This window comes from Pseudomonas sp. PS01298 (assembly GCF_029959745.1).
GTDB classification, from domain to species: domain Bacteria; phylum Pseudomonadota; class Gammaproteobacteria; order Pseudomonadales; family Pseudomonadaceae; genus Aquipseudomonas; species Aquipseudomonas aylmerensis.
Window position 1 is genome coordinate 1 of the sequence record NZ_JASCPP010000160.1, and the last position, 10,364, is coordinate 10,364.

The 10,364-nt window shown below is 61.4% G+C and carries 9 protein-coding genes; 8 read left to right on the top strand and 1 reads right to left on the bottom strand.

From position 1 onward, the window contains the following. The first annotated feature begins 533 nt into the window (after nucleotides 1–533). Complete coding sequence (locus QMX97_RS29985; RefSeq protein ID WP_065907399.1) at nucleotides 534–1,076, top strand: sigma-70 family RNA polymerase sigma factor; 543 nt, start codon at nucleotides 534–536, stop codon at nucleotides 1,074–1,076. After that, nucleotides 1,073–2,005 (top strand): FecR family protein, encoded by a 933-nt coding sequence (locus QMX97_RS29990; protein WP_213553215.1) that lies wholly within the window; start codon nucleotides 1,073–1,075, stop codon nucleotides 2,003–2,005. The genes QMX97_RS29985 and QMX97_RS29990 overlap by 4 nt, the downstream gene beginning before the upstream one ends. On the opposite strand, the gene QMX97_RS29995 is transcribed toward QMX97_RS29990, so the two are convergent. Next, nucleotides 2,002–3,819, bottom strand: a complete 1,818-nt coding sequence (locus QMX97_RS29995; protein ID WP_065907394.1) for a sigma-54-dependent Fis family transcriptional regulator — start codon at nucleotides 3,817–3,819, stop codon at nucleotides 2,002–2,004. The genes QMX97_RS29990 and QMX97_RS29995 overlap by 4 nt on opposite strands. A gap of 261 nt (nucleotides 3,820–4,080) precedes the next feature. On the opposite strand from QMX97_RS29995, the gene QMX97_RS30000 reads away from it, so the two are divergent. The 6 genes from QMX97_RS30000 to QMX97_RS30025 all read left to right on the top strand — a co-directional run bounded on the left by QMX97_RS30000 (nucleotide 4,081) and on the right by QMX97_RS30025 (nucleotide 10,056). After that, complete coding sequence (locus tag QMX97_RS30000) at nucleotides 4,081–5,175, top strand: ABC transporter ATP-binding protein (protein WP_065907391.1); 1,095 nt, start codon at nucleotides 4,081–4,083, stop codon at nucleotides 5,173–5,175. After that, nucleotides 5,175–6,272, top strand: coding sequence for an ABC transporter ATP-binding protein (locus QMX97_RS30005; RefSeq protein WP_282398104.1), 1,098 nt, complete (start codon nucleotides 5,175–5,177; stop codon nucleotides 6,270–6,272). Before QMX97_RS30000 ends, QMX97_RS30005 begins: the two co-directional genes overlap by 1 nt. Next, nucleotides 6,269–7,135 carry a sugar ABC transporter permease gene (locus QMX97_RS30010; protein ID WP_005789024.1) on the top strand — a complete coding sequence of 289 codons (867 nt, stop codon included), beginning with the start codon at nucleotides 6,269–6,271 and terminating at the stop codon, nucleotides 7,133–7,135. The genes QMX97_RS30005 and QMX97_RS30010 overlap by 4 nt, the downstream gene beginning before the upstream one ends. A gap of 10 nt (nucleotides 7,136–7,145) precedes the next feature. Next, a complete protein-coding gene (locus QMX97_RS30015) occupies nucleotides 7,146–7,946 on the top strand; it encodes a carbohydrate ABC transporter permease (RefSeq protein WP_003232361.1) in 801 nt (266 codons plus the stop codon). Nucleotides 7,947–7,957: 11 nt separating this feature from the next. After that, the gene (locus QMX97_RS30020) at nucleotides 7,958–8,230 is read left to right on the top strand and encodes a DUF2160 domain-containing protein (RefSeq protein ID WP_003232363.1); all 273 of its coding nucleotides are present in this window, start codon (nucleotides 7,958–7,960) and stop codon (nucleotides 8,228–8,230) included. Nucleotides 8,231–8,313: 83 nt separating this feature from the next. Beyond that, the gene (locus QMX97_RS30025) at nucleotides 8,314–10,056 is read left to right on the top strand and encodes an ABC transporter substrate-binding protein (RefSeq protein ID WP_065907385.1); all 1,743 of its coding nucleotides are present in this window, start codon (nucleotides 8,314–8,316) and stop codon (nucleotides 10,054–10,056) included. The last annotated feature ends 308 nt before the right edge of the window (nucleotides 10,057–10,364 follow it).

Consider the following 10,364-nt stretch of genomic DNA (forward strand, 5'->3'; position numbering starts at 1 on the left):
GGCTTGCCCCGCGTTGGGTGGCGAAGCCGCCCCATTAAGACTCAACGCAATAAACCTGACACTCATCGCCAGCAGTGACAGGGGCTGCTTCGCAGCCCAACGCGGGGCAAGCCCGCTCACCACAAGGGGCGGGGCCTGGCGCACTTGATCTCGGCACGGAGCCGTGTCACCGGCGGAGCGTGAACGTAGCATCAACCTGCAGCGACCGCACCCTGCGGTGAATAGGCTCATTGTGATGAAGGGCTTGGCTTGTTGTTGCTGGCAGGCTTGTTGTAGCTGCCAGGCTTGTTGTGGTGAGCGGGCTTGCCCCGCGTTGGGTGGCGAAGCCGCCCCATTAAGACCCAACGCAATAAACCTGACACTCATCGCCAGCAGTGACAGGGGCTGCTTCGCCGCCCAACGCGGGGCAAGCCCGCTCGCCACAGGGGGCGAAACTTTCCCTGGCGCATCGGGCAGGCGCTCTTGCTCCTACACCGATTTACTGGCATTGTTTGCGCAATTGGTAACTCTTCCCATTTGAGATCTTTTTGCGCATGCATGACATTCCGGCCGCGCTGGGCGATTCAGAGCGTCAGCAGACCCTTACGGCGATGTACAGCGAGCACCACGGCTGGTTGCACGGTTGGCTGCGCAAAAAACTCGGCTGTTCCCAGTATGCTGCCGACCTGGCCCACGACGCGTTTATCCGCGTGTTGATGCTTGCCGAACCGCAGAATATCAAGGAACCACGGGCGTTCCTGGCCACCACGGCGGGGCGGTTATTGATCGACGGCGCACGGCGTCGGCGCATCGAAAAAGCCTACATGGAAGCCCTGGTAATCCAATGCGAAGACGCCGGCATGCCCGACCCGGCCGCCATCCATGTAGCACTGCAAGCGCTGGAGCGCATCGCCGAAATGCTCGCCGGCCTGCCGGCCAAGGCGCGCGAAGCCTTTCTGTTGAGCCGCCTCGACGGCCTGACCTACAGCGAAATCGCCACGCGCCTGGAGGTGTCCTCCAGCACCGTCAAAAACTACATCTCCAGCGCCCTGGTGCACTGCTACCACAGCCTGCATGCGGCAGATCCGCTGGCATGAACTCCGAACAGATCATTCAACAAGCGGCGAATTGGCTGACACGCCTGCACGACGAAGACGTCAGCGACGCCGAGCGCCAGGCATTCAACACCTGGTGCCAGGCCGATCCACGCCATGCGGTGGCTATCGAACGCATGCGCGTCCTGTGGGGCAGCCTCGATGCTGTGCCTGCGCAACCGGCACGCGTGGCACTCAACCGGGCCTTCGCCCCGCGGCGTCCGCGGGCTACTCAGGTGGTGGGGCTGCTTGGCGTCTTACTGTGCGGCTGGCTGGGCCTGGAACACCTGCCGGTATGGATGGCCGACCAGCGCACCGGCGTCGGCGAGCGTCGCCAGATCGCCCTTGAAGATGGCAGCCAGCTGCAGCTCAACAGCAATTCGGCAGTCGACGTGAAATTCGACGGCCACCAGCGCGTCATCGAGTTGTTGCAAGGCGAACTGTGGGTCGAGGTCGCCAAGGACGCGCAACGGCCCTTCGTGGTGCGCACCGACCAAGGCACCGCGACCGCCCTGGGCACGCGTTACCTGGTCAAGCGTGCGCCGGACGGCACCACCGTGGTGACCGTGATCGAGTCCACCGTCGCGGTCAAAGGCCAGACCAGTGAAGGGGTCAGCGTCACCGCCGGCCAGCGCTCGGTCCTCGACCATGGCCGCGCCCAACCGCCACAAGCCGTCGGCAACACCGACGCGGACGCCTGGACCCGTGGCCTGCTCAAAGTCAACGACCAGCCGCTGAGCGAGGTGCTGCAAACCCTGGCCAGTTACCGTCACGGCCTGGTGCGCTACGACCCGCAGGCCCTGCAGAACCTGCGCGTGTCCGGCGTATTCAAGCTGGACGACACCGCTGCGGCGCTCTCGGCCCTGGCCGACAACCTGCCGATTCAGGTGGAGTACTTCACCGACCTGCTGGTGGTGGTCAAGCCGCGCTAGCCTTCGTGCTGGCGCAGGCGCTTGTACAAGGTGTTGCGGCTCACCCCCAGCTCCCGCGCCAGGTGGGAAATATTCCCGCCGGCCGCTTTCAGGCGCTGGGCCAGGTCGATGCTGTCATCCAGGTACTCGCTGGTGGGCGGCGGCGCGGCGACATTCAGGTCGACAAAGAAATCATCCGGCAGGTGCTCCGGGCGAATCGGCTGCTCCTCAGCCATCGCCAACGCCACCTGCAACACACTGCTCACCTGGCGCAAATTGCCCGGCCAGGGGTGCTGCTCGAACAGGGCCAGCACCTCGGCACTGAGGCCGGCCCATTGGGTCGGCTCGCGATGTTGCTGCCACAGTTGCTGGAACAGCGCGCGCTTGTCGCTGCGTTCGCGCAGCGGCGGTAGCTCGAGGGTCAGGCCACCAATGCGGTAGTACAAATCCTCGCGAAAACGCCCGGCCTGCACCTGCTCGCGCAGCGCCCGGTTGGTGGCCGAGATGATGCGCAGATCCACCGGGAACAGCTCACTGCTGCCCACCGGTTGCACGCAGCGCTCCTGCAACACCCGCAACAGGCGTGCCTGGGTCGGCAGCGGCATGTCGCCAATTTCATCCAGAAACAGCGTGCCCTTGTCGGCCTTGCGGATCAGGCCGATGCTGCCTTTTTGATTGGCGCCGGTAAACGCGCCTTTTTCGTAGCCGAACAGTTCCGATTCCACTAGCTCGGCAGGAATCGCCGCACAGTTCACCGCGATAAATGCCTGCTGACTGCGGGAACTCGCCTGGTGCAGGGCCTTGACGAAAACTTCCTTGCCCACGCCGGTTTCGCCGTGGATCAGCAGCGGGATGTCCTTCTCCAGCAAGCGTTCGGCTTGGCGCACGGCCTTTTCCACGCGCGCATCACCAAAGTGCAGGGTGTTCAGGCCAATCGCCGCCGGCTTTGGCGGCGTGGGTTGGCTGAACACCCGCGCCTGCACCGGCATTTGCTTGGGCCGTTTCAACAGGCACTGGAAACGGTTGCGCCCAGCCGCCTGCAGCGAAAACGGCAGACCCTCGGGCTGATTGAGCAACTCCAGCAGCGAGACCTTGAACAAACTGTCGATCATCACCCGTGACAGACTGATGCCCAGCAGGTTGTCGGCGCGACGGTTGGCCGACAGCACCTGGCCGCTTTCATCGAAGATCAACAGGCCGGCCCATTGGCTGTCGAGGTTGCTCAGGCCGGTGTTGAAGGTCAGTTGAAAATGCTCGCCGCGAAACAGGTTGAGGATCAGCCGGTTTTCCACGGTCTGGCTCATCATCTTGACCATGCCCAGGGTGTGGGAGGGCGGCAGGTAGCTGTCGCTGGACACATCCAGTACCGCGATGATCTCGCGCTGCGCGTCGAAGATCGGCGCCGCCGAGCCGGTCATGAAGCGGTTGGCCTTGAGAAAGTGTTCGTCATGTTCGATATGCACCGCCTGCGCACAGGCCAGCGCAGTGCCGATGGCATTGGTGCCGCTGGAGCGTTCCATCCAACTGGCGCCGGCGCTGAACCCCCGGGCCAGCTTGGGTTCGATAAAACGCTGGGTGCCCCAACTGGTCAGCACCTGGCCCTGGTTGTCGGCCAGCATGATCAGGCAGTTGGAGTTGCTGAGGATGTTTTCGTAGTAGGGCAGCACCTCCTGATGGGTGGTCTGCACCAGGGAATGCTGGCTTTCGAGCAATTGGCTGATGCCCTCGGCGGGCAGTTGATCGAAGCTGGGCGTGCTCTGATGGTCCAGCCCAAACGCGCGGCAGCGGCGCCAGGATTCCTGGATAAGGGTGTCGTGAGCCAAGGGTTCGGCCATGGGGTGACCTGCATTTTTATTGTTATGGGGTGTTGCACAATCCAACCATTGAAACCGGATCAAAATGTCCTGTGTTGGTGGTGAGAGTGTTGTTCAGAACTGTTCATTGTCAACCCCGTGACTGTTCAGTTGTTCACCTGGAGTGTTCAAACACGAACATCGGGTTTTCCCATTTCCTTACACATCAAGCCCTTGCGGTTTTGGCACGAAACTCGCTCTGACAACTGGCCAGATTCATTCCAATAATAAAAAGGTCGTGTCATGTCATTGACCCTGGAAAATGTCTCCCGCGTTGTCGAAGGCCAAACCTGGATCGACGACGCCAGCCTGCGTTTCGAAGCCGGCTCCTTCAACGTATTGCTCGGCCGCACACTCTCCGGCAAGACCAGCCTGATGCGCCTGATGGCCGGCCTGGACAAGCCCGACAGCGGCCGCATCCTGATGAACGGCGTGGACGTCACGCAAAAGCCAGTGCGACTGCGCAATGTGTCGATGGTCTACCAGCAATTCATCAACTACCCGACCATGACGGTGTTCGAAAACATTGCCTCGCCGTTGCGCCAGGCTGGTGTTTCCAACGAGCTGATCCAGAGCAAGGTGCTGGAAACCGCGAGGATGCTGCGCATCGAGAAATTCCTCCAGCGCCACCCGCTGGAGCTGTCCGGGGGGCAGCAGCAACGCACGGCCATGGCCCGTGCGCTGGTCAAGGATGCCGAGCTGATCCTGTTCGATGAGCCGCTGGTCAACCTGGACTACAAGCTACGTGAAGAGCTGCGTCAGGAAATGCGCGAGCTGTTCAAGGCGCGGCATACCATCGCCATCTACGCCACCACCGAGCCCAACGAGGCCCTGGCCCTGGGCGGCACCACCACGATTCTTCACGAAGGCCGGGTGATCCAGAGTGGCAAGGCCGCCGAGGTCTACCACCAGCCGCAGACCGTGCTGGCCGCCGAGCTGTTTTCCGAACCGCCGATCAACCTGATGCCGGGGCGCATCAGCGGCAACGAGGTGAGTTTCGCCAATTTTGTGCACTTCCCGCTGAACGTCGACCTGCGTCCGATTGGCGAAGGCGAATTCCGCTTCGGCGTGCGCCCCAGCCATATCAGCCTGGTGCCGAGCAACGACGATGACCTGGAGCTGGCAGTGACCGTGGAAGTCGCCGAAATCAGCGGCTCGGAAACCTTCCTGCATGTGCGCAGCGAGCATTTCCTCTTGGTGCTGCACCTGCCGGGCGTGCACGAGTACGACGTCGACGCGCCGATCCGCGTGTATATCCCCACCCATAAACTGTTTGTGTTCGATGCCCAGGGCCGTCTGGTCCAGGCTCCCGGACGCCGTGTCGCGAGGGTTGCCTGATGGCCGAGATCCATTTGCAGAACCTGGCGCACAGCTACAGCCCTACACCGACAGGGCCTGAAGACTACGCGATCCGGGCAATGAACCACGTATGGGAGCAGGGCGGTGCCTACGCCTTGCTCGGGCCCTCGGGCTGCGGCAAGTCGACCCTGCTCAATATCATCTCCGGGCTGCTCAGCCCGTCCGAGGGACAGGTGCTGTTCGATCACAAGGTGGTCAACGAGCTGACGCCTGAACGGCGCAACATCGCCCAGGTGTTTCAGTTCCCGGTGGTGTACGACACCATGACGGTGTTCGACAACCTGGCCTTTCCTCTGCGAAACCAGGGCATGGCCGAGGCGAAGATTCACAGCAAGGTGCAGGAAATTGCTGAGGTGCTCGACCTGCAAAACCTGCTGACCAAGAAAGCCCGCAACCTCACCGCCGATGAAAAACAGAAAGTTTCCATGGGCCGTGGGCTGGTGCGCGACGATGTGTCGGCGATCCTGTTCGATGAGCCGCTGACGGTGATCGACCCGCACCTCAAATGGAAGCTGCGGCGCAAGCTCAAGCAGATCCATGAGCAGTTCAACATCACCATGGTCTACGTCACCCACGACCAGTTGGAGGCCTCGACCTTCGCCGACAAGATCGCGGTGATGTACGGCGGGCAGATCGTGCAGTTCGGCACGCCGCGTGAGCTGTTCGAGCGGCCGAGCCACACCTTTGTCGGCTATTTCATCGGCAGCCCTGGGATGAATCTGATCGAGGTGCAGGCCGAACCCGGCGGGGTGCGCTTTGCCGGTACTCATCTGCCCCTGTCCGCGGCACTGACCCAGCGCATTGCCGATACGGACTACAAGAAACTCCAGGTGGGCATCCGCCCGGAATTTATCCACGTGTGGGACGAGTACAACCCTGACGCCTTGCAGGCCGCTGTCACACACGTCGAGGACCTCGGCACCTACAAGATCATGACCCTTACGCTGGACGGTGCGCCCCTGAAAGTGCGCCTGGCCGAAGACAAACCGGTGCCTGAAGGCACGGCGTCCATCAGTTTCCCGGCGCAATGGCTGATGGTCTACGCCGACGATTACCTGCTGGAGGTGCTGCCATGAACAAGGTGCAGAACAACAAGGCCTGGTGGCTGGTGTTGCCGGTGTTCCTGCTGGTGGCGTTCAGTGCGGTGATCCCGATGATGACCGTGGTCAACTACTCGGTGCAGGACATCTTCGACCAGTCCAGCCGCTACTTCGTCGGCGCCGACTGGTACAAGCAGGTGCTGCTCGACCCGCGCCTGCATGACTCATTGCTGCGCCAGTTCATCTACTCGGCGTGCGTGCTGCTGATCGAAATCCCACTGGGCATCGCCATCGCCCTGACCATGCCGACCAAGGGGCGCTGGTCGTCGCTGGTGTTGATCATCCTCGCCATTCCGCTGCTGATCCCCTGGAACGTGGTCGGCACCATCTGGCAGATTTTCGGCCGCGCCGATATCGGCCTGCTCGGCTCGACCCTCAACGCCATGGGCATCAGCTACAACTACGCGGCCAACACCATGGACGCCTGGGTCACCGTGCTGGTGATGGACGTATGGCACTGGACCTCGCTGGTGGCGCTGCTGTGCTACTCGGGCCTGCGCGCGATTCCGGATGTGTACTACCAGGCGGCGCGGATTGATCGGGCCTCGGCCTGGGCGGTGTTCCGACATATCCAGTTGCCGAAGATGAAGAGCGTGCTGCTGATCGCGGTGATGCTGCGCTTCATGGACAGTTTCATGATCTACACCGAGCCTTTCGTGTTGACGGGCGGCGGACCGGGTAACGCGACTACCTTCCTCAGTCAGACGCTGACCCAGATGGCTGTAGGTCAATTCGACTTGGGCCCGGCGGCCGCGTTTTCCCTGGTGTATTTCCTGATCATCCTGTTGGTGTCCTGGCTGTTCTACACCGCCATGACCCACTCCGACGCCAACCGCTGAGGCCGCCAACATGAGCAAGAGAAAGCTGATTCCGCTGCTGATCTACATCCTGTTCCTGCTGGTGCCGATCTACTGGCTGCTGAACATGTCCTTCAAGAGCAACACCGAAATCCTCGGCGGCCTGACGCTGTTTCCGCAGGATTTCACCCTGGCCAACTACAAGGTGATCTTCACCGACCCCAGCTGGTACACCGGCTACCTCAACTCGCTGTACTACGTGAGCCTGAACACGGTGATTTCGTTGAGTGTGGCGCTGCCGGCGGCGTATGCGTTTTCGCGCTACCGCTTCCTCGGTGACAAGCACCTGTTCTTCTGGCTGCTGACCAACCGCATGGCGCCGCCGGCGGTGTTTCTGCTGCCGTTTTTCCAGCTGTATTCGTCCATCGGCCTGTTCGACACGCACATCGCCGTGGCCCTGGCGCATTGCCTGTTCAACGTGCCGTTGGCGGTGTGGATCCTGGAAGGCTTCATGTCCGGCGTGCCCAAGGAAATTGACGAAACTGCCTACATCGACGGCTACAGCTTTCCTAAGTTCTTCGTGAAGATTTTTATCCCCTTGATCGGCTCCGGCATCGGCGTGACGGCGTTTTTCTGCTTCATGTTTTCCTGGGTCGAGTTGCTGCTGGCGCGCACCCTGACCTCGGTCAACGCCAAGCCCATCGCGGCGGTGATGACGCGCACGGTCTCGGCGTCGGGCATTGATTGGGGCGTGCTGGCAGCGGCGGGGGTGTTGACCATCCTGCCAGGCATGCTGGTGATCTGGTTTGTTCGCAACCACGTGGCCAAGGGCTTTGCCCTGGGCCGGGTCTAGAGGAATCGATGATGGAATGGATGGCCTGGACCACCCCCACCGCGCTGTTCTTTGGTGGTATCGCCCTGATTCTGGCGGGCATGACCACCTGGGAACTGCGTTCGCCGAGCATCCCCCGGCGCGGTTTTCTGCCGATCAGCACCACCCGTGGTGATCGCTTGTTTATCGGTCTTCTCGGCAGCGCCTACCTGCATTTGCTGGTCATCGGCGTTACCGACTGGAGCATCTGGGTGGCGTCCGCGCTGTCCCTGGTATGGCTGTTGAGTGTGATGCGTTGGGGCTAGTACTCGCCCTGTAGGCGCCGGCAAGCCGGCGCCTGCAGGGATTGTGTTCGCAGGTCCCGTTTGAAACTAACCAGGAGGTCTCTATGTTCGATAAAAACAATAAGCTGCGACATAGCATTTCATTGGCCGCCGTATTGGCCCTCAGCGGTTTGAGCGCCACGGCCTGGGCCGATGCGTACGAAGATGCGGCGAAAAAATGGATCGGCAGCGAATTCAAACCGTCCACCCTCACGGCCGACCAACAGCTCGAGGAGCTCAAGTGGTTTATCAAGGCCGCCGAACCGTTCCGTGGGATGAAGATCAATGTGGTGTCGGAAACCCTTACCACCCACGAGTACGAGTCCAAAGTGCTGGCCAAGGCATTCACGGAAATCACCGGGATCAAGCTGACCCACGACCTGCTGCAGGAAGGCGACGTGGTCGAGAAGCTGCAGACGCAGATGCAGTCCGACAAGAATATCTATGACGGCTGGGTCAACGATTCCGACTTGATCGGTACGCACTTTCGCTATGGCAAGACCGAATCGATCACCGACCTGATGGCCAACGAAGGCAAGGATTTCACCTCGCCGACCCTGGACATCAAGGACTTTATCGGCATCTCGTTCACCACCGCGCCGGACGGCAAGATCTACCAGCTGCCCGACCAGCAGTTCGCCAACCTCTACTGGTTCCGCGCCGACTGGTTCGAGCGCCCGGAGCTGAAAGCCAAGTTCAAGGAAAAATACGGTTACGACCTCGGCGTGCCGGTGAACTGGTCGGCCTATGAGGACATCGCCAAGTTCTTCAGCGAAGACGTCAAGGAAATCGACGGCAAGCGCATCTACGGGCACATGGACTACGGCAAGAAAGACCCATCCCTGGGCTGGCGCTTCACCGATGCCTGGTTCTCCATGGCCGGTGGCGGCGACAAAGGCCTGCCCAACGGCTTGCCGGTGGACGAGTGGGGCATTCGCGTGGAGGACTGCCATCCGGTGGGTTCCAGCGTGACCCGTGGCGGCGACACCAACGGCCCTGCTGCGGTATTCGCCACGCAGAAATACGTGGACTGGATGAAAGCCTACGCACCACCGGAAGCGGCGGGCATGACCTTCTCCGAATCCGGGCCGGTGCCGTCGCAAGGCAATATCGCCCAGCAGATTTTCTGGTACACCGCGTTTACCGCCGACATGGTCAAGCCGGGCCTGCCGGTAGTGAATGCCGACGGTACGCCGAAGTGGCGCATGGCGCCGTCGCCGGTCGGGCCTTATTGGGAAAAGGGCATGAAGAAGGGCTATCAGGACGTGGGTTCCTGGACGTTCCTCAAGTCGACCCCGGAGAAACAGAAACTCGCGGCCTGGCTGTATGCGCAGTTCGTGACTTCGAAGACCGTCTCGCTGAAGAAAACCATCGTTGGCCTGACGCCGATTCGTGAGTCCGATATCAATTCCCAGGCCATGACCGACATGGCGCCCAAACTCGGCGGCCTGGTGGAGTTCTACCGCAGCCCGGCCCGCGTCGAGTGGTCGCCGACCGGCACTAACGTGCCGGACTATCCTCGCCTGGCGCAACTGTGGTGGAGCAACATCGCCGCCGCCGCCAGCGGCGAGAAAACCCCGCAACAGGCCCTCGACAACTTGGCCAAGGAGCAGGACGCGATCATGACGCGCCTGGAACGCTCCAAGGTGCAGCCGGTGTGCGGTCCGAAGATGAACCCCGAGCGTGACGCGCAATACTGGTTCGACCAACCGGGCGCGCCGAAACCAAAACTCGCCAACGAAAAACCCAAGGGCGAAACCGTGGCCTACGGCGATCTGCTCAAGCAGTGGGAGGCGGCGCGTAAATAAACGCGCCAGTTAGCGGATGTAGGAGCGGGCTTGCTTGCGGTAGCGGTGTGCCAGTCGCTGAATTGGGTGACTGATCCACCGCCTTCGCGGGCAAGCCCGCTCCCACATTTGGTGTGTATTTCAAGGCTGGAATCGAGTTGTACCATCTGCTCAAATGCCGTTGCAGCACCTCGGCCTCCAGTCCGAACACCAATCAAAACTGTGGGAGCGGGCTTGCTCGCGAAAGCGGTGTGCCAATCGCTGAAAGGGTGACTGATCCACCGCCTTCGCGAGCAAGCCCGCTCCCCCATTTGGGATGTATTTCAAGG

Excerpts from the sequence above, each read along its gene's own strand:
- QMX97_RS29985 (WP_065907399.1), top strand. The coding sequence starts at position 534 with ATGCATGACATTCCGGCCGCGCTGGGCGATTCAGAGCGTCAGCAGACC.
- QMX97_RS29990 (WP_213553215.1), top strand. The coding sequence starts at position 1,073 with ATGAACTCCGAACAGATCATTCAACAAGCGGCGAATTGGCTGACACGC.
- QMX97_RS29995 (WP_065907394.1), bottom strand. The coding sequence starts at position 3,819 with ATGGCCGAACCCTTGGCTCACGACACCCTTATCCAGGAATCCTGGCGC.
- QMX97_RS30000 (WP_065907391.1), top strand. The coding sequence starts at position 4,081 with ATGTCATTGACCCTGGAAAATGTCTCCCGCGTTGTCGAAGGCCAAACC.
- QMX97_RS30005 (WP_282398104.1), top strand. The coding sequence starts at position 5,175 with ATGGCCGAGATCCATTTGCAGAACCTGGCGCACAGCTACAGCCCTACA.
- QMX97_RS30010 (WP_005789024.1), top strand. The coding sequence starts at position 6,269 with ATGAACAAGGTGCAGAACAACAAGGCCTGGTGGCTGGTGTTGCCGGTG.
- QMX97_RS30015 (WP_003232361.1), top strand. The coding sequence starts at position 7,146 with ATGAGCAAGAGAAAGCTGATTCCGCTGCTGATCTACATCCTGTTCCTG.
- QMX97_RS30020 (WP_003232363.1), top strand. The coding sequence starts at position 7,958 with ATGGAATGGATGGCCTGGACCACCCCCACCGCGCTGTTCTTTGGTGGT.
- QMX97_RS30025 (WP_065907385.1), top strand. The coding sequence starts at position 8,314 with ATGTTCGATAAAAACAATAAGCTGCGACATAGCATTTCATTGGCCGCC.